Here is a 26364-nt window from a genome sequence, read left to right as displayed (position 1 = left end):
GCTTCGATGCCTGTGAACGGCTTGTCCCACTCGCTGAATGTCCATGTCCAGCCATCCTCATCGGTGTACGAACCCTTGTAGTTCTTGGGTGCGGTCGCGTTTTTGCCCTCTTCGATGGTCTGCTTCGAGAGCTGTGTGCCGTCGTAGTCCTTGAATATTACGGTATACTGCGGTTTCTGCTTATAAACCGCGGTCACGGTCGTATCAGCCTTAATGGATGTAAACGACTTGTCCCACTCGCTGAACGTCCACGTCCAGCCATCGTCGTCGGTGTACGAACCCTTGTAATTCTTGGGAGCGGTCGCGTTTTTGCCCTCTTCGATTGTCTGCTTCGACAGCTGAGTACCGTCGTAGTCCTTGAAAATTACGGTATACTGCGATTTCTGTGTATAGACTGCCGTCACAGTTGTGTCAGCTTTGATGGATGTAAACGGCTTGTCCCACTCGCTGAACGTCCATGTCCAGCCATCCTCGTCGATGTACGAACCCTTGTAGTTCTTGGGTGCGGTCGCGTCCTTGCCCTCTTCGATCGTCTGCTCTGACAGCTTTGTGCCGTCGTAGTCCTTGAAGATGACGGTATACTGCGGTTTCTGAACGTAAACAGCGGTGATAGTCGTGTCAGCCTTAATGGATGTAAACGACTTGTCCCACTCGCTGAACGTCCACGTCCAACCGTCTTCGTCGATGTACGAACCCTTGTAGTTCTTCGGAGTAGTCGCGTCTTTGCCCTCTTCAACGGTCTGCTTCGAGAGCTGGGTACCATCGTAATCCTTGAAAATTACGGTATACTGCGGTTTCTGAACGTAAACAGCGGTCACTGTCGTGTCAGACTTGATTTCGGTGAACGGCTTATCCCACTCACTGAATGTCCAAGTCCAGCCGTCTTCGTCAATGTACGAACCCTTGTAATTCTCGGGTGCGGTCGCATCCTTGCCTTCTTCAACGGTCTGCTTCGAGAGCTGAGTACCGTCGTAGTCCTTGAAAATAACGGTATAGTGTGGTTTCTGAACGTAAACTGCTGTCACGGTCGTGTCAGCCTTGATGGATGTGAACGGATTGTCCCACTCGCTGAACGTCCATGTCCAGCCATCGTCGTCGATGTACGAACCCTTGTAGTTCTTGGGTGCGGTCGCGTTTTTGCCTTCTTCGATTGTCTGCTTCGAGAGTTGCGTGCCGTCGTAGTCCTTGAATATTACGGTATACTGCGGTTTCTGCGTGTAGACTGCGGTCACGGTCGTGTCGGCTTCGATGCCTGTGAAGGGCTTATCCCACTCGCTGAACGTCCAGGTCCAGCCGTCTTCGTCGGTGTATGTCCCCTTGTAGTTCTTGGGTGCGGTCGCGTCCTTGCCCTCTTCAATGGTCTGCTTCGAGAGCTGAGTACCGTCGTAGTCCTTGAAAATGACGGTATACTGCGGTTTCTGCGTGTAGACTGCGGTGATCGTGGTATCAGCCTTGATTTTCGTAAACGACTTATCCCACTCACTGAATATCCATGTCCAGCCGTCGGCATCGACATACGAACCCTTGTAGTTGGTCGGCGCGGTGGCCGAGCCACCCTCTTCGACCGTCTGAGTGCTCAGCAGTGTGCCGTCATAGTCATAGAATTTTACCGTGTACTCAACGGACACGGGGGGAGGCGGAGCGGTCGTGGTGGTCGTCGTGGTCGTGACTGCCTTGGTGGTGGTCTTTGAGCCGCCGCCCGAAGAACCTGATGAACCCGAGGAACCTGCGGTAGTCGATGTCGAGCTTCCGTTCTCCTTCGGAGCGGTCGTTGACACAGGGGCAGTTGTGGTCTGAGCCTTGGTGGTCGTGTGAGCCTTTGTCGTGGTCGTCTCATCGGGCTCGGAGCTCAGCGCCTTGGTGGTCGTAGTTGTCGTTGTCTCCGACGAACTGTCCTTATCAGTCTGACTCGGGGTATCGTCGTGCGAATTGCCTTCCTGACCGTTCATCGCCTCGATAATCTTCTCGATAACTTCCTCGTAGAGGGTTATCTCGTTCTGCGCGTCGGTCTTGTAAAGCTCTTCGAGAGTCGAGTATGGTATCTTATTGTAGTCGATGGGCTGACGGGGGTCTTCGCCATCGGGCACTATCACGAGATAGCCGTTCTCATCGGGCGTCACAAAGAAGGATGTGCCGTCGATGGATGGGTCGTTGCCGCTGTGCTCGTTGTGGACGGTCTTGATTATGATGCACTTATCGGGGCCGACCATAGCGGTCTTGTCTGTCGGGTTGCCGTTTTCGTCAAGCAGACAGACCTTCACTGTGCCGTGAAATACTTCGAGCTTGGTTATGTAATCGCCGTAGTCGTCCTTCGAGACCGAGACTCTGAAACTCGTTCCGTGGACTGCCATAGTCGCCTTGGGCGCAGTTACCTCGTAAGCCGAGCCTGCCGAAAGCTGCTCGGTTATCTCGTTGAGGATGGCGCCGCTTTTGAGCACTAAGCGCGTCTTGCTGTCGGAAGCGTTTCCCGATGCTTCAAGCTCAAGCTGAGACTCCTGCTCCATGAACACGTACTTGGTGTCGTCCAGCACGATGCGCATGGTGCTGTCCTTGAATGTCGAGACCTTGTCGCCGTTTTCAAGGTTCATGCCCGAATACGGGTCTATCTCTCCCACATCCGAGCGCTCGACCAAAGCCTGACCGTTCACCTCGAACACCTTTATAACACGGTAATCCTCGTCGTGGTTTTTCAGCATTATGCCCGTAACGACCGCAGCCGCGGAAACGACAGCGGCAGTTATACCGACAAACAGCTTACTGTGCAGCAGCGAAGCCAGTTTCATAGCCTGATCCCCCCTATGCCGCTTTTGAATCAGCGGCAGTTATCCTGATCTATTATATAATGTATACAAAATTAATATAAAATTTAAACATATTCATCCAATATAATCATAGCATAACAATTCTGTTTTGTCAATATATTTTTCGGATAAATAGTGACAAACCCTCGGCGATATGATATAATAAGGTATACTAAGCTGCCGACGGCAGTACAGATGAGGGTGATTTTGAGTCATGAAAGAAAAACTCAGCGGAAAACAGCGGGAGCTGCTGGTCAAGACAGCCGAAACGGTGTTCATCATACTGGTGTCCTTCATTTTCTGCTATTTCGATATCCTCGGCTCCTTTGAGAAGCTGGTCACCGACCGCTTGTATCAGCGTCCGAGAGGCATCAACAACAAGATAAAGATCATCGCTATCGACAACCAGACGCTCCGCGAATACGGCAATATGGGCACATGGTCGAGACAGATGTACGCGGATGTCATCAACAGTCTGAGCGATTATCCCGACGTTATCGTGATGGATCTGCTGCTGACGGGCAGCATGGACGAGGCAGGCGACAAGGCGCTCAGAGATGCCTGCGCCGCCAGCGGAAGGGTCATCTCGGGCTCCTACATCAACTACAGCCGCGTCTACAAATACCGCGAGGACGGAACGGGCTACATCGACAACTTCAACATCGAGACCATCGACCAGCCGATAATGAGCGGCAGCTGTGCAACAGGCTTCGTGAACGCCCTGCCCGATTCCGACGGCGTGCTGCGCTCGGCTCTGCTGACCAGCAGCCACGACGGAGAAGAACTGTACAGCCTTTCCTACAAGGCGTACAAGATGTACTGCGAGAAAAACGGCATCACCGAAGCCGCTCCCGAGCTGAGAAACGGCAGGATGAACATCCAGTACGCGGGCAGACCGGGCAACTACGAGATAGTGCCGCTGTGCAACATACTCAGCGGCGACATCGACCCGAGGGTGTTCAGCGGCTGTATCGTCGTTATAGGCGCCTATGCGACGGGTCTTTACGACCAGTACGCCGTACCCAACAGCTCCGAACTTATGTTCGGATGTGAGATACACGCCAACATCATCCAGGCGCTCATCGACAAAAAGTACCCCGTCGTCGCCGACAGGATGACCGCATCACTGATGTTCGCATTCACGGCAGGGCTCATCTTCCTGCTGTTCAGGCGTATGAGACCCGGGCTTTCGATAACGCTGATGGCGGTCATCGTGGCAGGCTTCGCGGCGGCGGTCATGGCGATAAACAACGCGGGACTTCGGCTCCCGTTCATCTACTTCCCGCTTTCGGCGGTGGCGGTCTGTGCGCTGAGCATTATCCACAGCTACATCTCGGCGTCGGCTGAGCGAAAGAAGATCTCGGATACCTTTAAAAAGTACGTCGCACCTCAGGTAGTTGAGGAGATAACAAAGTCGGGGGGCTACAGCATCAGTCTCGGCGGTGAGAGCCGCGAGATAGCGGTTCTTTTCGTAGACATACGCGGTTTCACCCCCATGTCGGAAAACCTCAGCCCTGAACAGGTGGTCGATATCCTGAACAGCTACCTTGAACTGACGACCAACTCCATCTTCAACAACGGCGGCACCCTCGACAAGTTCATCGGCGACGCTACGATGGCGGTATTCAATGCGCCTTTCGACCTCGACGACTACGTTTTCAAGGCTGTGAAGACGGCGCTCGACATCGTTGCGGGCGGCGACGCTATCGAGAGCAAGTTCCTTGAAAAGTACGGACGCTCGGTAGGGTTCGGAGTCGGCGTCAACTGCGGCAGAGCCGTTGTGGGCAATATAGGATGCAGTTTCCGAATGGACTACACAGCCATAGGCGACACGGTAAACACCGCCGCAAGGCTCGAAGCCAACGCAAAGAGAGGTCAGGTACTCATAAGCGAGTCGGTCTACGAGAAAGTGAAGGACAGGGTGACTGCCGAACCCATCGGCGCTATCCCGCTCAAGGGCAAATCGAAGGAAGTGTTCGTGTATTCGCTGACGGGGCTTGCCGAGGAAAAAACGGCGGCGGAAGAAACGTCTGACTAAACCGACGGATAACAGCAAACAGACCCCGTGATCGCTCACGGGGTCCGTTCGTTATGTGGAGTGGATACCATTCAGCTTTTATCAGCCTACTTCATCATAATTCTGTAATGCATCAAATCCCTGCTCGCCTGTACGTACCTTTACGACATTCTCGATAGGATAGATGAACAGTTTGCCGTCGCCGAAATGACCTGTGTAAAGTGCCGCTCTCGCCGCATCTATTACCTTGTTAACGGGAACTGCACATACAACGATCTCAGCCTTTACCTTAGGCAGCAGGTTCATCTCGATGCTGGTGCCGCGGTAGTAGTGACGCTGACCGTTCTGCATTCCGCAGCCAAGTACGTGAGTTACCGTGATACCCGTTACGTCGATAGCTTCCATAGCCTGAATGAAGTCCTGGAGCTTCTGCTCCTTGAATACTACGACAATGTTCGTCATTCTGGGTGCGCCGCCTACGGTCGGTGCTACATAGCTCTCGACCTCGACTGCCTTCTCAACAGGTACGGGCTTGATAGGAGGAACGTCCTTGCCGACCTTCTTTACGCTCTTAGCGTCGTCCTTGGTGTAGCCGTAAACCGATGCGTCGTTCATCGAAGGTGCAAAGTCAGCATACGAGGATACCAGACCGTGCTCGGTGATGTCGAGACCGATGATCTCTTCCTGCTCGGAAGCTCTGAGGCCGATGGTGTGCTTGATGATAAGGAATGTGATGGTGATCGAAACAGCTGCCCATGCAGCAACGCTTACAAAACCGAGGAGCTGGAGTCCGAGCTGCTCAAAACCGCCGCCGTAGAAAAGGCCTTCGCCCTTGATGCCGCCGTTTTCGATCTGGATCGCGTATCCGGGAGCTGCCTTGGTAGCGAAAAGACCTACCGCGATTGTGCCCCAGATGCCGTTCATCATGTGTACTGCTACCGCACCTACAGGATCGTCGATGTGGAGCTTGTAGTCGAGGAACCATACGCCGAAGCATACCAGGAAGCCCGAAACGATGCCGACCATGATAGCGCCGAAGCAGTCCATAACGTCACAGCCTGCGGTGATGCCGACAAGTCCTGCCAGCGAAGCGTTCAGACACATCGAAACATCGGGTTTGCCGTACTTGAGCCATGTAAAGATCATTACTGTAACAGTTGCGATAGCAGGTGCTACGGTGGTGGTCAGGAAGATCGAATCAAGCTGACCAACTTCCGAAGCAGCCGCAGGGTTGAAGCCGTACCAGCCGAACCAGAGGATGAATACGCCCAGCGCACCGATTATGAGGTTGTGTCCCGGGATAGCGTTTACCTTGACGTCGCCGTCCTTTGTCTTGACGAACTTGCCGATACGGGGTCCGACGATCTTAGCACCTATCAGTGCGCAGATGCCGCCGACCATGTGTATCGCACATGAACCCGAAAGATCGTGGAAACCGAGCTGTGCGAGCCAGCCGCCGCCCCAGATCCAGTGTGCCTCGATCGGGTAGATCAGCGCACTGATGATGCCCGAGTAGATGCAGTAGGAAAGGAACTTTGTGCGCTCTGCCATCGCACCCGAAACGATAGTCGCGGTGGTGGCACAGAACACGAGGTTGAATACGAACTGATCCCATGCAAAGCTGTCATAGCTTGTGAAGATATCGAAGCCGGGCTTTCCGATAAGTCCCGCGGCATCCTCACCGAGAAGAAGTCCGAAGCCTATGAGAATGAACATTACTGTACCGATACAGAAGTCCATAAGGTTTTTCATAATGATGTTGCCTGCGTTTTTCGCTCTGGTGAAGCCTGTTTCGACCATCGCGAATCCTGCCTGCATAAAGAAAACGAGTGCGACTGCGATCATGAACCATACTCCGAATATGGTCTTGTCGGTGGATTGCGTCACCTGTTCTATGATCGTCTGAGCGTCCATAATAATCCCTCCAGAAAAAAATAAGGGTGCATGGACCTCACTGCCCACGCACCCCGTTGTGCAAAAAAATCTTTTTCAAGCGCTTGTAAACAAATAAAGCTGCGGAAACCTTTACATTTCCGCAGCCCCATTGCTGTTCATGTAACAAGTATACTCCGCTTTTGTCAATTTGTCAAGAGGGTTTTGTCAATTTTGTAGAATAAAACGAGATTATCCGCGGATATCCGACTTGATATAGTAAATAAAATACAAAATCCGAGGCAAAAAAGACATTTCCCGAGCCTGTCAGACCCACTTTCGCGGCTAATCGTGAACGTTTTACAGAAAATTAATGAAATAATTACAGCACCACTCTTGAAAGAAGCTGTCCCATCGGATATAATGACAAGCAGATCCGCACGGATCATTTTTTTTGTAAGGAGAAAAGCATGACTGCTATACCTAACAGAACTCAGGCGTTCGTGACGCTGCTGCCGATATGCCACCGTCAGGGTGAAACGCCGTGAAGAACAGGAAAACGAAGGCGCTTTGCATAACGGCGGCGGCGATATTCCTTGTAAGCGCGGCGGCGTGCATTTACCTGCTGACCCGCCCGAAAAGCTGCGTCGTCGAGATAATAAGCGGCGGAGAAGTGCTGTACACCCTCGACCTCTCGAAAGAACCCGACAGGGACATCGTGGTGGAGTATGAGGGCAGGCGCAACGTCATCAGGATAGAAGACCACGACATCTTCATGCTGGAAGCCGAGTGCCCCGACCACACCTGCATCAGAACGGGCAGGCTGAGCAAGTCGGGCGTGCCGATAGTTTGCCTGCCGAACAAGCTGATGATACGGCGCAAAACGGACGGCGGCCTCGATGCGGCAGTGTGAGGACGGCTCGCGGGAAAGGCGGGGACGAGGGATGAAAACACTGATACTTAACGGCTCGCCGAGGAAGAACGGCGATACTGCGGCGCTCGTCAGTCAGCTGGCGGCACAGCTGAAAGGCGAAGTCAGGGTCATCGACTGCTGTTCGGACAATATTTCGCCGTGCAGCGATTGCAGAGCCTGCCGCACGCTCCCCTGCTGCCCCGTGAACGACGGGATGCAGGAGATATACACCGCCCTCTCGGAGTGCGAAAACGTGGTGATAGCGTCGCCCGTCCACTACGCGGAGCTGTCCGCAGGGCTGCTGAAAGCCGCAGGCAGGTTTCAGGTGTACAGCTCGGCGCTGATATTCCGTCACGAGGCTCTGCCGACAGCGGCAAAGCGCGGGGCGATCATACTCGCTCAGGGCGGCAGCGGCGGTGCTGAACGGGCTTTCGAGACCGCAAAGCTGATATTCATGAGCATCGGGATAAAAGATGTCCTGCCCCCTGTCATAAGCCCAAACACAGACAGGCTCGCCGCGGCGGACGACCCTCAGGCCGCCGAAGCAGTCGGAAGGCTGGCGGCGGCACTGTCTGAATGATACGAAAAAAGAGATATCCCCCTTACGGCACACGACCGAAAGGGGGATATCTCTTTACATTATGGGAACGGTATATTTGATGTTTTCGGTATTTTCAGGTATCAGCGCTTCTTTCTGATAATTGCAGCTGCACCGAGGGTCACTAACACGAGTGCTCCGCCTGCAATTGTTGCAGCTGTCCCTGTCTCGGGGTTGGAAGAACCCGACGAGCCGCCTGTTGTGCCTGCCGAACCGCCTGTAGTCGTGGTCTTTGCAGTGGTTCCAGATGTCGAAGTTGTCGAAGCCGTGCTGCTTGCAGAGGAGGACGACGAAGCGGTGGAAGACGACGCAGTCGAAGAAGACGCGGACGATGAGCTGTCAGACGAGCTGTCCGAAGATGTTACAGAAGAGCTGTCGGTCTTGCTGTCGGTGTCGGAACTCGGATCGGCTGCCGACGACGAGCCTTCGGAAGAGCTGTCCTCGGAAACTTCCGAAGTCACAGAAGCTACGGAGCTGTCCTCATCCTGTGCGGACTCGGAGCTGCTGTCGGGCTCGCTGACATCCCCGGAAGAAGTATCTGCTACGGACGGATCCTCGGAAACGGTCTCAGAGCTGTCCTCGGAGCTTACAGCGTCGGGGTTCTCTACAACGTGGATGTAATTGTGGTGGCATCCCGAGCCCATCCAGCAGGTGAAAAGGATTTCTCCCGGCTCTTCGGGGGTGAATGCGTAGATGAAGTTCTCACCTTCCTGAAGAACGATGTGACCCTCTTCCTTGTTGTGGGTGTCGGTGCCGAAGCCCAGACCCGGGATCTTGACGGTAGCCTTGCAGCCCTTGGGGTTGGTGCCCTCGGGAACGTTCACGTACCACTCAACAGGCACGCCTGCGGTCACGGTGATGTCGCCCGACCAGAGCTCGCTGTACTCGGTGACTACCTTCTTCGCCTCAGTGTCCGCGCTTACGGGCATAACTGCCACGAACAGCGTGAGCAGCAGCAGTACTGCTATACCTGCCGCGAATCGTCTTTTGATCTCTCCAATACTTTTCATTTTCTTTTCCTCAACTTTCCTCTAATGATTCTACTATTATCACACCATTCTCAAGCCTGCCTGTAACAGTCACGAAAAGACCGTCCATGCGCTCGGTTTGGTTCAGATAATCCCATGCTGTCTGCTGACCGTTCTCATCAAACATAACGAATTTCCACGAGCCGTCGTCCTGAAGGATGTCCAGCCCGTAACCGCTGGCGCGGCAGCTCTCCATCAACATACACGGCAGTTCGTGCAGTTCGGGTTCGTCCGTGTCGCTGCAATCCTCGTCTATGAGCACCCCGTAGAATGTCTCATAACCTTCGGGCAGCTCCGACTCTGCCGCCGTGACCTTTTCGGTCTGCGGCGAAGTAACTGCTTCGGCAGCCGCCTGCGAAGACTCGGCAGCTGTTGTTTTTCCGCATCCGCTCAGCAGCAGACACACCGCAAGCGCTGTGCATATCCTGTTACGTTTTCCTGTTACGATCAACTTTACTTCACTCCATCAAATCAGTCTTCTTAATCACGCTTTTGAAGTTTTTCTTTGATGAACTTAGTTTACCGCAAAAAGGCGGGAACGTCAACCAAAAGTTGTGACAACGTTTTCACAGCAAACTGATAACTTCTGCCCGAGCCGCGCAAAAAGCCGCATTTTCACAGCCTGTTTCCTGCAAAAATACCGTTTCGGCGCCAATTGCGACAACGTTATCAGTATTGATATTGCGGCGTTTGCGGCAGTTTTTCACCCTTGTATCACGGCGCCTGATACGAAAAAGCCGTGATAATAAGATAACGCTATCGCAGAGCGTGATATTTATAGATATATTTTATAACTTTAAATGTTTATCAATCTCGGGTTCACACATTTCAGCCGCCGCTGTATACAAAAAAATCGGCAGTTCCCGAAGAAACTGCCGCTCTTTCACTCAGCCGTATCTCATCCGAACAGGCTGTTCCTGACGTTATCAGCCCAGGTATACTGTTCCATGTACTGCCTCAGCCTTGCGGAAGGGATGCTGATACCGCTCAGGTAGTCGTAGAAATCGCACCTCAGCATCGACCTGTCTATGCTGTAGCTGCCCTTTGAGTTGACGATTATCTCCTTCGGGACGCCGTACTTGCCGAGAGTCTTTCGGATGTCGTAGATGATATTTCTGACGTAGGCGCGTTTGCTGTCGCCGTCGTCCTCCTCCCTGAACACAAGACAGCGGAGCTCCTCCTCCGAGACCTCTGCTCCCCTCTTGTCGATGAGGAATGCCAGCACTTCCTTGCTGTCCTTGCGGTCGAATCTGACGGGGCTCGTGCCGTAGAACACCTCGAAGTAACCGAAGCACTGCACATGGAGCTCACGTATCGGGATGCGGATGTGGGCTATCGCCTCGCGGAACTCATCCTCCTGCACGGGCTTCACCAAGTATCCGCAGACGAAGTTGTCCAGTGCGGTCATCTTGTATTCGGCGTCGGGGTGTCCCGTGTAGATGATGATGTTCATGTCGCCGTACTTGTCGTAAAGGTGCCGTATCAGCTCCAGACCGTTTATCGAACTGCCGAGGTCGATGTCGATGAACATGATGTCGATACGGGTGCGGTCGGCGTAGTCCATCAGGTCGGTGAGATTCACGAAGCCCTCATGGGTGCCCGTGGGGTCTATCTTTTTCAGCTTGCGGAGAAGGGCATTGACCGCCAGCTGTTCGTCATCGAGTGTTGCTGTTATCATTGTTTTTTCTCCTTTGCCCTCGGGATGATTATCTCTGCCACAGTCCAGCCCTCCGAGCGCTTTATCTCAAGGGTGCCGCCGCACATCATCCTGAGCCGTTCCTCGGTATTTTTCAGACCGATGCCGCCCTTTCCGAGCGTCTCGGCGTTCAGGTCGAAGCCTGCGCCGTTATCCCTTATCTCCACATGGTACGCCTCCGCCGTCTCGAAGGAAGCGAGGATTACCCTGCCCTCCTCTGAATACCTGTCGATACCGTGCTTGACGGCATTCTCCACAAGGGGCTCGATGCTCAGTGCAGGCACCCCGAAGCTGTCACAGCGGATGTCGAAATCAAAGCTGAACTTCTTGCCCGTGTCGGCGTACTCGATGGCGAGATATTCCTTCACCGCCTGCACCTCGTTCCTGAAAGGCACGGGCGCGATACTGCTGGTGGCGTTTATATTGTTCCGCAGATACCTGGCGAAATGATCGAGCAGCTCCGCCGCACGCTCTGGGTCGGTGTAGCAGACCTCCTGAACGGCTGTCACCGCGTTGTTGATAAAGTGGGGCTTTATCTGCGCCTGCATGAGGGTGAGCCGCGTTTCCGCAAGCTCGGTCTTGGCTTTTTCGAGGGCGCAGCCGTATTTCAGCGTTACCTCGGTCTTGTTTTTCTCATAGAGCATGAACATAAGGAGCTCCGAGACCGATACCATGATGTTGTTGAAATTCAGCTCCGAGGAGACCATGCTCATCAGAAAGCCGATGGTCGGGAACAGGAACGCCACCACGACTATCTTCTTGATGAAGCTGTCGGTCTGTTTTCTGTAAAGTATCGCGGCGGCACCGATGAAAACAAACGTCAGGATGGTTATCCCCTGCCACAGGTAATACCCCCATGCGCGGTTGTAGACGTTCTGACCGTCGATGAAATACAGTGCCCCCGTAAACGGCGTTATCGCCAGCAGGAACAGGTTCGGCAGTTCGAGAAGCTGAAAGCCGAAGATGATGCGCCCGAGCCGTTTGTTATCATTCCTGTCGGCGACATAGGTCTTTGTGACCTGTAGGAAAAACAGCGTCTGGAACGCGCCGAGAAGATAGTAGCAGAACACTCCTATCCGCATGATATAGTATGAGCTCAGCGTATCGTTCCCTTCGGCGATGAGCGTGATTATGTTCGCAAAATTATATATAAACACCGCCGCGTAGAAAACGATAAGCTCCACCGTGAGGGGTATCTTGACCCTGCTCACCAGCTCGTCCGACCTGTCCTTCATCTTGCCGACCTGCATCACGACGATGAGCAGGAGCAGAAACAGCTCGTTCCAGCATTCGAGTATCAGCTGTACAAAGGTCGGGATACCGATGCGTTTTAAAAGTTCCGACATTTTTCCACCCCGCATATAACTTATATTGCCATAATTGATTATATACTTTATTTCTGCCTTTGTCAAGGAACAAAGAGCAGGCAGGAGCAGGATGGACGTTGTCTTGCAGGAAAAAGGCATAACTGTTACCGAGCCCGAACAGCCCGAATGCACCATCGTTGACGATATACCTGAGAAATACACGGCTTATGAATCTTTGACATTTATCGTGTCCGCCCGTCATCTCTGTGCGTTTATCAGCTTCAGCAGCTGCTCACGGTACTTGTAGAACTCGGGTGTGAATTTGATGTCTGTCGCTTCGTCCTCTATTATCTGCCGTGAGAAATTTACGGGAATATCCTCTATGACCTTCCCCGGGTGACGGCTCAGAACTATCACCCTTGACGCCAGCAGAAGCGCTTCCTCGACGTCGTGAGTGATGAAGAAGATCGTTTTCCCCGTGTCCCACCAGATCTTTCTTGTGAGATCCTGAACGCTTTCACGGGTGAGCGCGTCGAGGGCTCCGAAGGGCTCGTCCATGAGCAGTATCTCGGGGTCGTTTATCAGCGCCCTTGCGATCGAAACGCGCTGCTTCATGCCGCCCGAAAGCTCATATATCTTCTTGTCTGCAAATTCCGTGAGCCCGACCTTTTTGAGGTATTCGTCCACCAGCGGCTCGTATTCCGCCTTGGGGACCTTCCTCATCTTCGGTCCGAAGGCAACGTTTGAGCGCACCGAGAACCACTCGTAAAGCGGCGGATGCTGGAACACGACTCCTCTGTGCCAGTCGGTGCCCTTGATCTCTTCGCCGTCGAGCTTTATGGTGCCTGCGGTGGGCTTGATAAAGCCTGCGATTATTTTCAAAAGCGTGCTTTTGCCGCAGCCCGAAGGCCCCAGAACGCAGATGAATTACCGGGATAGATGTTGAAGTGGATGTTCTCCAGCGCCTTTATCGAGCCTGTCTTGCCCGAATAGCTGAGATCAACGCTGTCGATGGTGATAAGCTCCTCGCCCTCGACGTGAGGCTCAGGCCCCGAGAAGTTCACGTTCTCGACCTTTATCAGCTCACCCTCGGGCTCATAGAGTTTTTCTTTCCAGTTGTCTGCCATATCGCACCTCCGATCACTTACCGGCTGCCTTCTTGACAAACTTGCTTGTAAGGATCGAATGGATCTGCATCGGGTCAAAGGGCGCGGTGATATAGTCGTAAGCCCCAAGCACTATCCCGAGCCTTGCGCTCTCAAAATCCCTGTCGCGGCTGCACAGCTCAACGCGCAGTTCTCTGCGCTGACGGTGTGCCGCGTGAAGCAGTTCGAGCCCCTTCGCTTTCTCGGCGATTATCAGCTCGTGACCTGCAAGCCCGTCGAGGTCGGTCGCATAACTGCCCGAGGTCATCTCAAAACTGCCGACCTCGCCCCAGACAGTCAGGGAGCGCAGCTCGCTTTCCAGCTGTTTGTCATCAAAAAGCAGCAAAACGCTGTACACAGCGGCTCCCTCCTTTTTACGGATAAGTACTGCACCCTCTCCCGAGAAGCGCGTATTTCCTCTCCCCGAAGCGGTGATACGGCAGCAGCTCATGTCTGAAATTTTCCCTGCCGTCAAGAAATCTCCTTATGTCCGAAAGCTCACGCTCGCTGTCGTTGACCCCCGGTATCACGGGTGTGCGAATGATCTTCCTGAGCTTCGGAAAATCGGAAAACAGCATTTCGAGGTTTTCGAGTATCATTTTGTTTGAGCAGCCCGTGTGCTCGATATGCTTTTGCTCATCGAGGGTCTTTATATCGAAAAGCACCGTATCAAGCAGTCCTGCCGCATCTCTGAGCACATCGCTTCGGCACATACCGCAGGTCTCGGCGGCGGTGTTGATGCGGCGGCGCTTTGATTCGCGGAGCAGTTCAAGAGCGAACTCCCCCTGCATGAACGGCTCACCGCCCGAGAGGGTCATGCCGCCTCCGCCGTGGGAATAGAACGCGCTCTCCGCTTCGACGCGGTCGAGGATATCCCCGACCTCCGCTTCATAGCCGTAGACCCCGAGAGCCCCCGACGGACAGACGCTTCGGAAAGCGTCACAGCTGCCGCAAAGTTCGGCGTTCGCACGGCTCGCCGAGAAACTGCCGATATCGCAGAGGGCGCTGCAAAAGCCGCAGCCCTTGTCGGAAATACACTTCTCCTTATCGAAATACACCTCGGGAAAAGTCTCCTGCGATTCGGGATTCGAGCACCAGCCGCAGCGCAGGGGACAGCCCTTCAGGAACACTATCGTGCGTATCCCGGGGCCGTCGTGCAGCGAATATGACTGGATATTGAAGACCGTCCCTCTCATACCGCCGTGTGCTCGGTGCGGGAGATGATGTCATCCTGGAGATCCTTTGAAAGCTCGCAGAAATACGCGCTGTAGCCAGCGACCCTCACCAGCAGACTGCGGTAAGCGTCGGGATCTTCCTGCGCCTTGATGAGCGTTTCGCGGTTGATGATGTTGAACTGCAAGTGCCAGAGTTTAAGTTCGCGCCACGCCTTGATGAAGTCCACCAGCTTTTCGGTGCCGTCCTCGCCCTTCACGCACTGAGGGCTGAGCTTTATGTTCAGAAGCCTTGCGGCACGGTCGCGGATATCGTAATTCTTTGTAGCGTAGTTTGACAGCAGGACTGCTGTGGGACCGTTCTTGTCCGCGCCCTATGAAGCCGACGAGCCGTCGGAGAGGGGCAGATAGGCAAGCCTGCCGTTCGGAGTAGCCGAGACTACCTTTCCGAAAGGCACATTCGAGGTGAAAGGCACATAGCGCAGGTCGAGATGAACGCCCAGTTCCTTTGAATATTTGCCCGTGAACTCCAGCAGTTCGCGGTCGAGCAGCTTTCCGATCTCGTCGGGATAGCTGTCGTTGTTGCCGTATGCGGGGGCGTTCTTCACGAGCTGACGTATCGGCTCATAGCCCTCGAAGTTGTGCTGCATGGCTTCTTTCAGCTCGGCAAGGGTCAGGCGCTTGTCCTCGAACACGACCTTTTTGATCGTGGCAAGGGAATCCACCACCGTACCGTAGCCGATGAACTCGAAGTAGCCGAGAACGATTCCGCCCTTGATGTGGGGCTGATGGATATCCTTCATCTGCTCCATGCAGAGCTTATGCAGCGACGAACCCAGCGGCGATGCGAAGTGCTCCGCACGCAGCCGAATTATCTCATGCTGCTGGATGAACGCCTGCTTCATGAAGTTCTTCTGCTGTCTGAGGTATGCGTTCAGGAACTCGTCGAAGCTGTGGAAGTCTTCCGCCTCGCCCGTTTGCAGACCGATGACCTCGTCGCCGTATTTGAGCATTCTGCCGTTGTATACCGTCATCTCCAGCGCCGCCGCGAAATTGATATACGCACACGGTGAGGTGAACGTGTCGCGGTTGGGCATCCTGCACTCGGCGCAGCCCGACACGCTGTAGTCATACGCTTCATCGAACTTCGCGCCCTTTGCAAGCAGCAGCGGCACGACCTCTTTGTCGTTTATCAGCTTCGGGAAGCCCGAGCCGTCCTTGATCGTCTCGGCGACCTCATACAGATAACGCTCGGAGGAGCGGGTGTGGATACGCGCCGCAAGGTCGGGATAGTTGAGGGGGAACTCTCTCTTCGAGCGCAGGAAAATGTAGGTCAGCTCGTTGACCGCGTCCCTGCCGTCGGGGGTCTGACCGCCTATCGTTACCGCTTCCCAGTGAGCGTAGCCCTCGTTGAATGCACCGCCCGCTTTTGACAGGTACAGGTCGATATACTGAGCCATAGCCACCCAGACACATTCGAGCAGTTCCTCCGCGCCGTCCTCGTCGATGAGACCCTTTTCCTTGTCAGCCTTGTAGTAGGGGTAGAGGTACTGATCCATCCTGCCGTTGGAGATGATCGTACCCGTTTTCTGCTCTACGCGCGAGAACAGCTGTATGAACCACTGGCTCTGCACCGCTTCGTAGAAGCTGTCCGCAGGCTCGGCAGGGACTTTTCGGCAGATACGGGCAAGCTCGGTGAGTTCACGCTTTCGCCTTTCATCAGTCTCGGCGGAAGCCTTCTGTTCGGCAAGCTCTGCGTGGCGGTTCGCCCATATAATTATCGCGTCGGCGGTGATGATGACCGCTTCGAGGAAGGGGCGCTTTTCGGTATTGTCCACAGGGCTGAACTCGTTAAGTTCGGCGAGCTTCTGCTGAGCCTGCGCCTTAATGCCGTTGAAGCCGATTTTCAGCGGTGTCTCATAATCATGCACCCACTGTATCGACGAGCGGAAGGACGCCGTCTCATTCACGATAAAGCGCGACGTAAGCTCCTCGTCGTCATTGTAGGTATATCTTCGGGTGTCCTCGGGGATAGCAGCGGCAAGGGCTTCATGGAAGGTCCTGCCCTTCCAGTAGGGTGATATCTCGTTGATGATATACTCCGCGTCCTCGTCGGTGATGTCAAAGGGCGAGCTGTCACGTTCGGGCAGGCTCCTGATCGTCTCATCGAGAAAATCGCCGTCAAGCTCGGGATAAAGGATGCCGTAGCGTCCTTCTCTGCCTGCGCGTCCTGCTATCAGCTGATCGTCATCGACGTAGACCGTCGCATTCTCGGCATAATGATAAAGCGCCTTCGCCCAGCGAAGCACAAGCGGCTGACCCTCGGTCTGCCTGAAACTCTCCGTGAAATACTTTCCTCTTTCAATGTCAATGACAGGACGCGAGCCCTGGAAACCCTCAAGTATCCTGCCTGCACGTTTCCCGCCGAGACCCTGTGAATTCTTCAACCTTATCTCCTGGGGAGAATAAACCTTTTCCTGTGCCATTTGTGCCTCCTTAGTGTCGATGCCGATAATATTCAAAATTAGTGGTTATACTTCATTATATCGGATAGGCATATCAAAGTCAATTTGCCCATCCCCGAATAATTTTTATTTTTTTTCGGGTCTCATAACCTGCCATATCCTTCGGTATTTTTGATTTCCGCCTTGTAAATTACCTATTAAGTCTATTGACTTAATAGATATGAGATGGTATAATATTATGGCTGATATTTTTTTGAAGAAGTGATACTATGAAGCTCGCAATGGCACAAATGGCGATGACTGCGCATCGCAGGGCTTAACAATAAGTATCAGGACTCGATATCCCTTATCCGCTCTGCCGGCTTTGATTCCGTGACAAAGAGCGAAGTGCATTGAATAAATCTACCTCAGGAGGAAATATATGCTCGATCAGTTTTCAAGGACGCAGCTCCTTATCGGCAGGGATGGCATCGACCGACTTGCTTCGTCGAGAGTGGCGGTATTCGGAATAGGCGGCGTGGGCGGATATGTCTGCGAGGCTCTGGTGCGAAGCGGCGTCGGCGAGTTTGACCTTGTGGACGATGACAAGGTCTGCCTTACAAATCTCAACAGGCAGATACTTGCCACCCGAAAGACCGTCGGCAAATACAAGGCAGAGGTCATGGCAGAGCGTATGACGGAGATCAATCCGAACGTGAAGATCAACATTCACAAGTGCTTTTTTCTGCCTGAAAATGCCGACGATTTTCCTTTCCGCGAATATGATTACGTCATCGACGCTGTGGACACCGTCACAGCAAAGCTCGAAATAATCCTCCGCGCAAAGGCAGAAGGCGTGCCTGTCATAAGCGCTATGGGCGCAGGGAACAAGCTGGACGCAGGCAGGCTGAAAACAGCGGACATTTACGAGACAAGCGTCTGTCCATTGGCGAGAGTCATGCGGCATGAGCTTCGCAAAAGGGGCGTCAGGAGCCTCAAAGTCGTGTACTCCGATGAGCCGCCCACACGTCCCATAGAGGATATGTCCATCAGCTGCCGCACCCACTGCATCTGTCCGCCCGACGCAAAGCACAAGTGTACCGAGCGGCGGGATATCCCCGGCAGCACGGCTTTTGTGCCTGCGGTCGCGGGACTGCTTATCGCTAACGAAGTCGTACTGGATCTGTGTAAAAGGCAGAATAATATGGTTTGATGATATAATGGATATTGATGACCATGTACCATATGGACGGGGAACGCGGTCGTAAATGAAAAAGGGCTTGCTCCAAATCGGAACAAGCCCTTGAATTTTAAGTAAGTGATTTATATACCCGACAATGATACAAAAATATAATACCGAAATAAAACAACAAATCCGAACCGCTGTTTGTAAAATCCCATGTGATCACGGCATTTTAGTGTACAAATCCCTTTTTCGTGTCAAGCGTTTTCGCTCTTTTTTCAATATTCGCGGTCTCCCACTTGCCGTTCACCTTCGCAATCACCAGGTACGTGAACCTTCTCTTCGTAGAATTATCCACCCTGCACTTGAAAATCGTGGTATCCGCCGAAAATGTCCTGTAAGGAATAACTACGAAACGATCAAGCAGTTCATATTGATGGACGACATATTCATATCGGCAGCACTTCTGCTCAACATCATTCTGAACCGCACGGACAGAAGTTTTCAGCACTCGTTGACAGCTATGGTGAGCAGGATATTATTGGTGGAAATCTGCCAATCTATCACGTTGACCGCATAGTTCGTGAAATGTCCGCTGATTTTGGCGATGGCTCACGTATCATTTATGTGAACGCCTCAATAGATGATGAAGATACTCCGCTAAGCAGACTCATGCACGACTTCAAATGTAAGAACGCCGACGATATGTACTACCCGCAGCTCGCAAGCCGTATGAACTTGATAAAGAATACCAAAGGAGGTCGGGAGAGTATGTGTGAAATCATGTATAAGATAAGCCGAAAAGCGGATGATGAAGCAGAAAGAGAACGCATGATAAAAAGCGCTATGGCTATGATTGAAACCGGAAAGCTTTCCCATGAGAAAATGACCCTCTGAAAAAAAGTCTGTAAAAAATCAGCAAACTGTGGTAAAATAGAATTAATATCACAGGAGGCTGATTTTTTATGGCAAGAAGAAAAAGAAAACCGATGAGTGAAGGCAAGAAGAACATCATAGGAATGCTGCTTGAAGAATACGACATCAAGTCGGCAAAGGATATTGAGGACGCCCTTAAAGACCTTCTCGGCGGCACTATCCAGGAAATGCTTGAGTCCGAAATGGACGAACATCTGGGATATCGGGAATATGAGCGTTCCGACAATCCAGACTATCGCAACGGCAAGAAAACCAAAAAGATTCGCGTGAACTTTGGAGAAACCGAAATAGAAGTTCCGCAGGATCGCGACGGCAGTTTTGAGCCAAAGGTCGTAAAGAAGCGTCAGAAGGACATCTCAGGCATCGAGCAGAAGATAATCTCACTGTACGCAAAAGGCATAACAACTCGTCAGATAAGCGAAACTATCGAAGATATCTACGGCTTTGAAGTCAGCGACGGCATGGTATCTAATATCACAGACCGCCTTCTTCCGCAGATAGAGGACTGGCAGAAGCGTCCGCTTGACGAAGTATACCCGATAGTTTTCATCGATGCAGTACACTTCTCCGTCCGCGATAACGGTCAGATCAGGAAGCTTGCGGCATATGTGATACTTGCTGTTAGTATGACAGGTCACAAGGAAGTTCTTTCAATACATATCGGTGAAAACGAGAGCGCAAAGTATTGGCTTGGAGTTCTGAACGAGCTGAAAAATCGCGGTGTTAAGGACATTCTTGTCATCTGTGCAGACGGTCTCACGGGCATGAAGGAAGCTGTATCAGCAGCGTTTCCGCAGACCGAGCTCCAGCGCTGCATCGTTCATCAGGTAAGAAATACGCTGAAATACGTTGGTGATAAGAATAAAAAAGAATTTGCCAACGACCTGAAAACGATCTATCATGCGCCATCCGAGGATGCTGCTCTTGAAGCTCTTGACCGTGTTACGAAAAAATGGGAAGATGATTATCCAAACTCCATGAAGAGCTGGTACAAGAACTGGGACGTAATATCACCGATTTTTAAGTTCTCAGCTGACGTCAGGAAGGTCATTTATACCACTAACGCCATCGAGAGCCTTAACAGCGGATATCGCCGCCTTAACAAGCAGAGAAGCGTATTTCCAAGCGACACAGCGCTGCTGAAGGCTCTGTATCTGGCTACTCATGAGATAGCCAAGAAATGGACTATGCCGCTCAGGAACTGGGATAACAGACCTATATGGACTGGGTATTGATTTCAAAAAAATAGCCATACGGCTTTTAGCGGTATATTGCGGATTTCGGGATATTTGCCCCTGCATTAAGCAAGGGCATTCGTTTTATCCCTAAGCGGTTTGTCGATCAGCTTGTAGTAAATGTGAATGTCACGCTGAGTTTTCATATCCACATATTTGTCGATGGTCACATACTCGATAAGTTCCAGACACATCTGTCTTGTAAGCTCCTCCGCACCTGCATAGCTTTTCAGACGGCGGATAAACTCGTCAACATCTTCTTCCTCACGCTTGTAGCCATCGAAGCGTTTACGCAGTTCATTAAGCTCTGCCTGCAAGTCCTCTTTTTCCTGCTGATACTGTTCAAGCAACTCAGCACAAGCCTTGTCGGGCATATTGCCAAGCACTCTGTCCTCATAGATCTTCTGCATCAGCTTTCCGAGGTCATCAAGACGCTTTTCGATCTCACGCTTACGCTTGTTATCCTCCGCCATTACAAGAGCAATGTTGCCCTGCTTTCTTGCGAGGTATTTCGCCCTTGCTTTATCGTCATTGGTAACGAAGTCGATCTGTCTCCTAATATCCTCAAGGATAAGCTGTTCAAGGATAGTTCCACGAATGTTGTGCGAGGTGCAGAAGCTCTTGCCGTAGCGGACGTGAAGCCCACATCTGTAAGAGTAAGGACTTTTGCTTTCAGGTGTTTTCTGCATTTTCATTTTAGCACCACAGCTATCGCAGTAGCACAGTCCCGAAAGCGGACTTGTTATTCTTTCCGTTGTAACTCTGCCACGGCTCACCGATCTGTCACGCTCACGCACCTTATCCCAAAGTTCCTGAGAAATGATAGGCTCATGATTGTTTTCAACGAATACCCACTCAGATTCATCGTTGCGGATAACCTTGTGATTCTTGTAGCTTACCGTGGTTTCTTTCATCTGAACGAGCTTGCCGAGGTACATCTGATTGTCCAGAATACGCCTTATCGTCTGAGCATTCCACAGGTGGTGCAAATACAGCGGATAAGTCCTGCCGAGCTTGTCATACTTGTAATCAAGCGGAGGTGTGATATGCTCCTGATTGAGAGCATCTGCAATGGACTTATGTCCCATTCCGCTTGCCCTCATTTTGAAGATACGCTGAACAACGGCAGCGGCTTCGGGATCGATCAGCGGAGTACGCTTATCATCGTCAGCCTTGTAGTAGCCGTAGGTGCAGAACGTAGCCATATACTTGCCTGCCTTAGCGTTAGCGTGGAACACCGTTCTCAGCTTTTTGGAAGTGTTGGCGCAGTGCCATTCATTAAAGACGTTCATGATCGGCATCATATCCATACTTGCACTATCAGAGTTTGCAGTATCAATGTTGTCAGTCAGTGCAATGAAGCGGATATTGTACATCGGGAACAGGTAATCCACATACTGTCCGACCTGGATATAGTTTCTTCCGAAACGGCTCATATCCCTCATTTCCCTCAAAAAGATGAAAACGCCTATAACGCCCGTAAATACAGCGTTTCTGAGCCTAAAAACACTCGATTTTCACTTTGTTATTTCATGGATGATTTTTCGGGATTTTTTTCTCAGAACACCCCGTAACAATACACAATTTCCATGATATTACAATTTGGTCGATTTGATACATATTCCTTCCAAAGTAGAATAAAAATCATAGTACTATTATAAATAAAATTGAAACCCGTATCTTGAAACTTTCACGAACCGTGAGAACGTCAGATACGGGCTTTTTTTGTTGATACATATCAAAGATCGGAGGTGAAACAATGTCAGGAAACTTTGACGGCATCAAAACCCGGCGGTTCGGTGTCGAGATCGAGATGACCGGCATCACCCGATGCTCGGCTGCGAAGGCTATCCAGACGGTGCTGAGAGGTTCCATTGACCATGTTGGCGGAAGTTATGACAAGTACACGGTCGGTGATGACAAGGGTCGGAAATGGCAGATTGTTTTCGACAGCAGCATCTATGCTCGAAAGAAAACCGGCGAGACTGCTTCGGATTATTACAAGGTGGAGCTGAACTCCCCTATCCTCGAATTTGAAGACCTTGATCTGCTTCAGGAGGTCATTCGAGCTTTGCGGAAAGAAGGTGCTATCACAGGTCCCGATTACGACTGCGGAACGCACATTCACATTGATGCGGCTGACTATACTCCACAGCAGATCAGAAACCTTGTGAACTTGTGGTCGAGCAAGGAAGATTTCCTGTGGGATGCACTTCAGGTGTCATCCGCACGGTCGAACTACTGCCGGAAGATTAATCGTGAATTTGTGGAAGAACTAAACCGCCGCAAACCAAAGACAATGGACGGCATCAAGAAGCTTTGGTATTCCGAAACGACCAGCAGTCCGAATGCACATTACAACCCGACCCGTTACCACGCCTTGAATTTGCACAGTTTCTTTCAGCAGGGTCATTATGAAATTCGTGCTTGCAATGCTTCGCTACACGCTGGCGAGGTCAAGGCTCAAATCCTCTTGGCTCTCGCTATTTCAAATGCGGCGGTAACTAAGAAATACTGCTCACCGGCTGTATCGCATTCGGACAATATGCGGTACAGCTTTCGTGTTTTTCTGCTGAATCTCGGGTTTATTGGAGACGAGTATAAAAATTATCGGTCGCACTTGTTGAAACACCTTTCTGGCAATATCGCATGGCGGCATCCGGAAGATGCCCTCGCACAGCGTGAAAGGCTCAAAGCTGAGCGTGAAGCCGCCCGTAACGAGCGTGTGCGAGCCGTGTCGCAAGATGAAAGTGAGGTCGTGGAAACACCCGCTGAGGAACAGACCGCCGCTGTGAGCGATTTGTCGGGCAGTTTCGAGGATGAAGAAAGCACGGTCACAATGAATATGTAGGGAGTGATTTTGTGAAGAAAAAGAGCGATTACAATCTGCCGACAAAGCCGATGCTGTATGTTGCTTACGGGTCGAATATCAATCTCACGCAGATGGCTTTCCGCTGTCCGCACTCAAGGATAGTCGGCACTGCAATGGTCAAAGGCTGGGAGTTGGAGTTCAGGGGCGTGGCGACTATCGTGCCGAAGCCCGATACTGAGGTGCCTGTTCTGCTGTGGGAACTCGACCCACGGGATGTTCCGGCACTCAACAGATATGAGGGTTTTCCTCACCTTTACCGTCAGCAAGAGATCGAGGTCGAAACGGAAAACGGAACAGCTAAAGGCATGGTCTATCTCATGAACCGGGGACAGATCTCGCCGCCCTCTGACGGTTACTTGCAGACCATCTGGGACGGCTACAAGGCGAATGGTATGGATACGAGTTATTTGTTGGAAGCTGCGGCGAGAGCTTACGATTACGCATCTGATATGAATAGCAAGTTTGATGAGTCGTTTGACGATGATGAGGACTTGGGACTTGACGATGACATTCAGATGAGTTTCAAGTTTTAGGAGGTCAGATGAAGTACAAAGGTTTTTATATCGACATTACCCCCGACGATCACATCGTCCGAAGCGACAGCAGCGGAAACGAGGTAATCTGTCAGGGGTTTTCTTTTTCGGTGTTTACCGATGAAACGAGGACAGAAAAGTTTGACGAATTCACGGCGGCGGTGGGTTACGAAATACTTGCCGAAGATATGGAAGAAGCCGAGCAGTTCGCAAAGGACGTGGTGTCATGCGAGGACAAGACTTTCAGGCTTGAACAGCCGGATTTGACATTGGGAGGTATTTCATGAACGAGGAAAAGTTGACGATCAATATTCCGTATCTCGAACGAAAGGCAGAAGCATTCAACACCGAGACTTGCGTGGTCGAAAAGGCTATACCTGTCAGCAACTATCGGTTCAGACAGATGAAATCCTGTCCGATGCAGGACTACAAGGAAATCTCGGATAATCTTGACTGTATGTTCAGCGAGAACGGCGAGTATCATTGTCTGCTGATCTACGATAAGGAAAATGGCGACGGTCTATTGGTAGAAAGTGAGGGATTTGACTATTTCAGATATGCGCAGTATGTTCCGCAGGCAAAGCTGATTTTGGAAGAGTTTGCTAAAACTCATGCTCATGAAATGCGGTTCTGCTGCCCACTGGAGATTTATCTTCACGTTGACAATTATCCCCGTGAGTGCTGTATCGCTGACAATGCGGAGATGACAAAGTATGCAGATGTCATCAACATGGGAATCCGTGAGAATGACCTTCCCGAAGAACAGGAACGTGGGCTGATGCACTGGTATCACCCCAACGGAGAGAATGATGAGCTGGAGAACAAGATATTTTCGGCTCACTGCTCTGTTGATGTCATCGAGGGCGAGCTGGCAGGGGTCATCACGGCAAAGGTGGTCGGCGAGCTTTCGGATGAAGCTATGGAGAAGTTTATCAGCTTCTGTTCTTCATGCCTGAGTGACGGCTGGGGCGAATCCCTTGAACAAAAGTACCTTAGAACTGATGCCGGCGAGGTCAATGTCAGCTTTTGGAATGACGGCGATGACTGGCGGCTTCTGCCCGAAAGAGAGTATCTGGACAGCCTCGCACAGAGCGAGGATATGGGAATGGGAGTGATGACATGAAAACAGAAGTTGAGATACCGCCGCAGTATGTTGAAATCATTGAACAGCTTGCGAAGAAGCAAGGCGTTTCGCTTGATGAGATGGTCGAAACAGTTCTTAGAAATTATTTAGAAAGGAGCAGAACCGATGCCGGATGAAAAGAAAGGCATAACCGTGAAAGTCGATGCCGAGCTTCATGCTCAGGTCAGGGCGTATATTGATGCTCACGGCATGACGATGAACGATTTTGTTGAACAGGCTCTCGACAATGAGCTTCATCCAAAGATTCAGGAGGGACAGGGTATGAATAACACAAGGACGATGGCTTTTCAGGTGCCGGAGGAACTTTTTCAGCAGATAAAAGACTATTTGAATCGTCACCATTTGACACAGAAGGATTTCGTCATCGGACTTATCAAGGCGGAGCTGGACAGAGATCAGCAGGAAATGGCTGTGGAAACTCAGGATGAATCCGAAACTGATGAAGAAGAACTTTCCGTGGAAACTGAGTATGCGAATGACTTAGAGGAAGATGATGAACCCGAAGATACAGAATCAGAAGATGAGGAATATGATGCTGAACCCGAGTTCGGCGATGACTATGATGAACTGGACGATATGTCAATGAACATGGGGTGAAACTATAATCGATAAGAATGTTTTGAATATGCTTCAAAAGAAATATCCGGCTGGCATGAGAATCTGCTGTGATATTTCTCAGGAGACCGGCAGTGTAAAAGCCGGATGTCAGGGAACTGTGATCGGGATAGACAAAAATAACGGTCAGATCATGATGTATTGGGACAACGGAAGTTTTCGCTCGCTGACTCCCGGCAAGGACGGCTTTCACACTCTGCTTTCGGAGCAGGAGGCGGAAGTCTCAGCAGAAAAAAGGCTGCATACAAAGCTGTTAAATGTAGCGACAGACATTGCTATTCGTGCGGAAGAGGGCGAGACCAGCTTCGATATTGATGAGTTGCTTGAAGAAAAAGACTTCCGCCGAGAGCTGATTGACACATTAAGCGAAATGGTCAGATCTTTTCCGGGTGTTGAAAATGCAGCGGTACATGACATCGGGATACCGTTTCAGAATACGCTTGACATTACTGCCACTGTTCCCGATGAGGATCAGTCGGAAAGTCAGGATGAAATCGAACAGCAGGATATGTCTATGTAAAAATTCATAAGACTATTTGCCGCAGTATCAATACCAAAAGCTGCTGCGGCTTTTTACATATTATAGGAAGGAAGTGACTGAAAATGAACTAGTTTTCTCATAGAAAAATCTTCGGAATAATAAAGGAGGAAAAAGTCCTTGATAAGATTTTTCGATATATTCGCAGGGATCGGCGGTTTCCGCTCAGGCCTTGAAATGGCGGGCGGCTTCGAGTGTGTCGGTTAGGATATCTATTTGAGTATGGTGAGGGTATTAATCATGATTATAAGCTGTACGATGAAGATATTGCCGATATGAAAGCGAGGTTAGATATAGTTTGGCAGTTACTCGTAT

At 51.4% G+C, this 26364-nt stretch carries 24 protein-coding genes and 1 pseudogene; 13 read left to right on the top strand and 12 right to left on the bottom strand.

Annotated elements, in window-relative coordinates; all coding sequences use genetic code 11:
- On the bottom strand, positions 1–2783 hold a 2783-nt coding region (locus BT142_RS16010), incomplete at its 3' end, for a FecR domain-containing protein (RefSeq protein ID WP_139275811.1).
- Between the two features lie 232 nt (positions 2784–3015).
- On the opposite strand from BT142_RS16010, the gene BT142_RS16005 reads away from it, so the two are divergent.
- Complete coding sequence (locus BT142_RS16005) at positions 3016–4839, top strand: adenylate/guanylate cyclase domain-containing protein (protein WP_072419183.1); 1824 nt, start codon at positions 3016–3018, stop codon at positions 4837–4839.
- A gap of 81 nt (positions 4840–4920) precedes the next feature.
- Here the strand turns inward: BT142_RS16005 and BT142_RS16000 are convergent, their stop codons facing one another.
- Positions 4921–6732, bottom strand: coding sequence for an ammonium transporter (locus BT142_RS16000; protein ID WP_072419182.1), 1812 nt, complete (start codon positions 6730–6732; stop codon positions 4921–4923).
- Positions 6733–7234: 502 nt separating this feature from the next.
- On the opposite strand from BT142_RS16000, the gene BT142_RS15995 reads away from it, so the two are divergent.
- Positions 7235–7603 carry a NusG domain II-containing protein gene (locus tag BT142_RS15995; protein WP_084659531.1) on the top strand — a complete coding sequence of 123 codons (369 nt, stop codon included), beginning with the start codon at positions 7235–7237 and terminating at the stop codon, positions 7601–7603.
- A 31-nt stretch (positions 7604–7634) separates the two neighbouring features.
- Positions 7635–8183, top strand: coding sequence for a flavodoxin family protein (locus BT142_RS15990; RefSeq protein ID WP_072419181.1), 549 nt, complete (start codon positions 7635–7637; stop codon positions 8181–8183).
- A gap of 101 nt (positions 8184–8284) precedes the next feature.
- On the opposite strand, the gene BT142_RS15985 is transcribed toward BT142_RS15990, so the two are convergent.
- The 9 genes and pseudogenes from BT142_RS15985 to BT142_RS15950 all read right to left on the bottom strand — a co-directional run bounded on the left by BT142_RS15985 (position 8285) and on the right by BT142_RS15950 (position 17035).
- Complete coding sequence (locus BT142_RS15985) at positions 8285–9211, bottom strand: hypothetical protein (RefSeq protein WP_072419180.1); 927 nt, start codon at positions 9209–9211, stop codon at positions 8285–8287.
- A gap of 10 nt (positions 9212–9221) precedes the next feature.
- The gene (locus tag BT142_RS15980) at positions 9222–9680 is read right to left on the bottom strand and encodes a hypothetical protein (protein ID WP_072419179.1); all 459 of its coding nucleotides are present in this window, start codon (positions 9678–9680) and stop codon (positions 9222–9224) included.
- A 447-nt stretch (positions 9681–10127) separates the two neighbouring features.
- Positions 10128–10907 carry a response regulator gene (locus BT142_RS15975; RefSeq protein WP_072419178.1) on the bottom strand — a complete coding sequence of 260 codons (780 nt, stop codon included), beginning with the start codon at positions 10905–10907 and terminating at the stop codon, positions 10128–10130.
- Positions 10904–12271, bottom strand: coding sequence for a sensor histidine kinase (locus BT142_RS15970; protein ID WP_175444978.1), 1368 nt, complete (start codon positions 12269–12271; stop codon positions 10904–10906). Before BT142_RS15970 ends, BT142_RS15975 begins: the two co-directional genes overlap by 4 nt.
- Before the next feature lie 219 nt (positions 12272–12490).
- Positions 12491–13114 carry an ABC transporter ATP-binding protein gene (locus BT142_RS15965; RefSeq protein ID WP_242872016.1) on the bottom strand — a complete coding sequence of 208 codons (624 nt, stop codon included), beginning with the start codon at positions 13112–13114 and terminating at the stop codon, positions 12491–12493.
- Positions 13111–13359 (bottom strand): hypothetical protein, encoded by a 249-nt coding sequence (locus BT142_RS19740; protein WP_242872015.1) that lies wholly within the window; start codon positions 13357–13359, stop codon positions 13111–13113. Before BT142_RS19740 ends, BT142_RS15965 begins: the two co-directional genes overlap by 4 nt.
- A gap of 13 nt (positions 13360–13372) precedes the next feature.
- Positions 13373–13735: a hypothetical protein gene (locus BT142_RS15960; RefSeq protein ID WP_072419176.1), complete on the bottom strand. Its 363-nt coding sequence runs from the start codon at positions 13733–13735 to the stop codon at positions 13373–13375.
- Between the two features lie 16 nt (positions 13736–13751).
- The gene (locus BT142_RS15955) at positions 13752–14573 is read right to left on the bottom strand and encodes a glycyl-radical enzyme activating protein (protein WP_072419175.1); all 822 of its coding nucleotides are present in this window, start codon (positions 14571–14573) and stop codon (positions 13752–13754) included.
- Positions 14570–17035, bottom strand: a pseudogene (locus BT142_RS15950) (pyruvate formate lyase family protein). Before BT142_RS15950 ends, BT142_RS15955 begins: the two are co-directional and overlap by 4 nt.
- A gap of 400 nt (positions 17036–17435) precedes the next feature.
- Between BT142_RS15950 and BT142_RS15945 the strand changes: the two are divergent.
- The 3 genes from BT142_RS15945 (at position 17436) to BT142_RS15935 (ending at position 20347) form a co-directional block, all read left to right on the top strand.
- The gene (locus BT142_RS15945; protein ID WP_072419174.1) at positions 17436–18206 is read left to right on the top strand and encodes a tRNA threonylcarbamoyladenosine dehydratase; all 771 of its coding nucleotides are present in this window, start codon (positions 17436–17438) and stop codon (positions 18204–18206) included.
- Between the two features lie 558 nt (positions 18207–18764).
- The gene (locus tag BT142_RS19260) at positions 18765–19073 is read left to right on the top strand and encodes a hypothetical protein (protein WP_139182271.1); all 309 of its coding nucleotides are present in this window, start codon (positions 18765–18767) and stop codon (positions 19071–19073) included.
- Positions 19074–19141: 68 nt separating this feature from the next.
- Entirely contained in the window at positions 19142–20347 is a 1206-nt protein-coding gene (locus BT142_RS15935) for an IS256 family transposase (RefSeq protein WP_072419172.1), read from the top strand.
- 65 nt (positions 20348–20412) lie between these two features.
- Here BT142_RS15935 and BT142_RS15930 read toward each other — a convergent pair whose 3' ends face one another.
- On the bottom strand, positions 20413–21783 hold the full coding sequence (locus BT142_RS15930; RefSeq protein ID WP_072419171.1) for a recombinase family protein: 1371 nt from the start codon (positions 21781–21783) through the stop codon (positions 20413–20415).
- 323 nt (positions 21784–22106) lie between these two features.
- Here BT142_RS15930 and BT142_RS15925 point away from each other — a divergent pair, with 323 nt between their 5' ends.
- Genes BT142_RS15925 through BT142_RS15895 form a run of 7 tightly spaced genes read left to right on the top strand, consistent with a single transcriptional unit; the run spans position 22107 to position 26031 of the window.
- Positions 22107–23198: an amidoligase family protein gene (locus BT142_RS15925; protein WP_072419170.1), complete on the top strand. Its 1092-nt coding sequence runs from the start codon at positions 22107–22109 to the stop codon at positions 23196–23198.
- A gap of 11 nt (positions 23199–23209) precedes the next feature.
- Entirely contained in the window at positions 23210–23752 is a 543-nt protein-coding gene (locus BT142_RS15920; RefSeq protein WP_084659529.1) for a gamma-glutamylcyclotransferase family protein, read from the top strand.
- 8 nt (positions 23753–23760) lie between these two features.
- Positions 23761–24039: a hypothetical protein gene (locus BT142_RS15915; protein ID WP_072419169.1), complete on the top strand. Its 279-nt coding sequence runs from the start codon at positions 23761–23763 to the stop codon at positions 24037–24039.
- A complete protein-coding gene (locus BT142_RS15910; protein WP_072419168.1) occupies positions 24036–24875 on the top strand; it encodes a DUF6329 domain-containing protein in 840 nt (279 codons plus the stop codon). The genes BT142_RS15915 and BT142_RS15910 overlap by 4 nt, the downstream gene beginning before the upstream one ends.
- Complete coding sequence (locus tag BT142_RS15905) at positions 24872–25012, top strand: ribbon-helix-helix domain-containing protein (protein ID WP_072419167.1); 141 nt, start codon at positions 24872–24874, stop codon at positions 25010–25012. The genes BT142_RS15910 and BT142_RS15905 overlap by 4 nt, the downstream gene beginning before the upstream one ends.
- Positions 25002–25493, top strand: a complete 492-nt coding sequence (locus tag BT142_RS15900; RefSeq protein ID WP_072419166.1) for a hypothetical protein — start codon at positions 25002–25004, stop codon at positions 25491–25493. Before BT142_RS15905 ends, BT142_RS15900 begins: the two co-directional genes overlap by 11 nt.
- 28 nt (positions 25494–25521) lie before the next feature.
- Positions 25522–26031: a DUF4314 domain-containing protein gene (locus BT142_RS15895; protein WP_072419165.1), complete on the top strand. Its 510-nt coding sequence runs from the start codon at positions 25522–25524 to the stop codon at positions 26029–26031.
- Positions 26032–26364 lie beyond the last annotated feature (333 nt).

Origin of the sequence: Ruminococcus sp. YE71, assembly GCF_900119155.1 — a bacterium.
In the GTDB taxonomy this organism is placed as follows: domain Bacteria; phylum Bacillota; class Clostridia; order Oscillospirales; family Ruminococcaceae; genus YE71.
Note: the sequence above shows the minus strand (reverse complement) of the source record. Positions and strands in the feature narration are given on the sequence as shown.

Excerpts from the sequence above, each read along its gene's own strand:
- BT142_RS15970 (WP_175444978.1), bottom strand. The coding sequence starts at position 12,271 with ATGTCGGAACTTTTAAAACGCATCGGTATCCCGACCTTTGTACAGCTG.
- BT142_RS15955 (WP_072419175.1), bottom strand. The coding sequence starts at position 14,573 with ATGAGAGGGACGGTCTTCAATATCCAGTCATATTCGCTGCACGACGGC.
- BT142_RS19740 (WP_242872015.1), bottom strand. The coding sequence starts at position 13,359 with ATGGCAGACAACTGGAAAGAAAAACTCTATGAGCCCGAGGGTGAGCTG.
- BT142_RS15895 (WP_072419165.1), top strand. The coding sequence starts at position 25,522 with ATGCTTCAAAAGAAATATCCGGCTGGCATGAGAATCTGCTGTGATATT.
- BT142_RS15935 (WP_072419172.1), top strand. The coding sequence starts at position 19,142 with ATGGCAAGAAGAAAAAGAAAACCGATGAGTGAAGGCAAGAAGAACATC.
- BT142_RS15905 (WP_072419167.1), top strand. The coding sequence starts at position 24,872 with ATGAAAACAGAAGTTGAGATACCGCCGCAGTATGTTGAAATCATTGAA.
- BT142_RS15900 (WP_072419166.1), top strand. The coding sequence starts at position 25,002 with ATGCCGGATGAAAAGAAAGGCATAACCGTGAAAGTCGATGCCGAGCTT.
- BT142_RS16005 (WP_072419183.1), top strand. The coding sequence starts at position 3,016 with ATGAAAGAAAAACTCAGCGGAAAACAGCGGGAGCTGCTGGTCAAGACA.
- BT142_RS16000 (WP_072419182.1), bottom strand. The coding sequence starts at position 6,732 with ATGGACGCTCAGACGATCATAGAACAGGTGACGCAATCCACCGACAAG.
- BT142_RS19260 (WP_139182271.1), top strand. The coding sequence starts at position 18,765 with ATGTCCGCTGATTTTGGCGATGGCTCACGTATCATTTATGTGAACGCC.
- BT142_RS15930 (WP_072419171.1), bottom strand. The coding sequence starts at position 21,783 with ATGAGCCGTTTCGGAAGAAACTATATCCAGGTCGGACAGTATGTGGAT.
- BT142_RS15910 (WP_072419168.1), top strand. The coding sequence starts at position 24,036 with ATGAACGAGGAAAAGTTGACGATCAATATTCCGTATCTCGAACGAAAG.
- BT142_RS15945 (WP_072419174.1), top strand. The coding sequence starts at position 17,436 with ATGCTCGATCAGTTTTCAAGGACGCAGCTCCTTATCGGCAGGGATGGC.
- BT142_RS15975 (WP_072419178.1), bottom strand. The coding sequence starts at position 10,907 with ATGATAACAGCAACACTCGATGACGAACAGCTGGCGGTCAATGCCCTT.
- BT142_RS15990 (WP_072419181.1), top strand. The coding sequence starts at position 7,635 with ATGAAAACACTGATACTTAACGGCTCGCCGAGGAAGAACGGCGATACT.
- BT142_RS15985 (WP_072419180.1), bottom strand. The coding sequence starts at position 9,211 with ATGAAAAGTATTGGAGAGATCAAAAGACGATTCGCGGCAGGTATAGCA.
- BT142_RS15915 (WP_072419169.1), top strand. The coding sequence starts at position 23,761 with ATGAAGTACAAAGGTTTTTATATCGACATTACCCCCGACGATCACATC.
- BT142_RS15925 (WP_072419170.1), top strand. The coding sequence starts at position 22,107 with ATGTCAGGAAACTTTGACGGCATCAAAACCCGGCGGTTCGGTGTCGAG.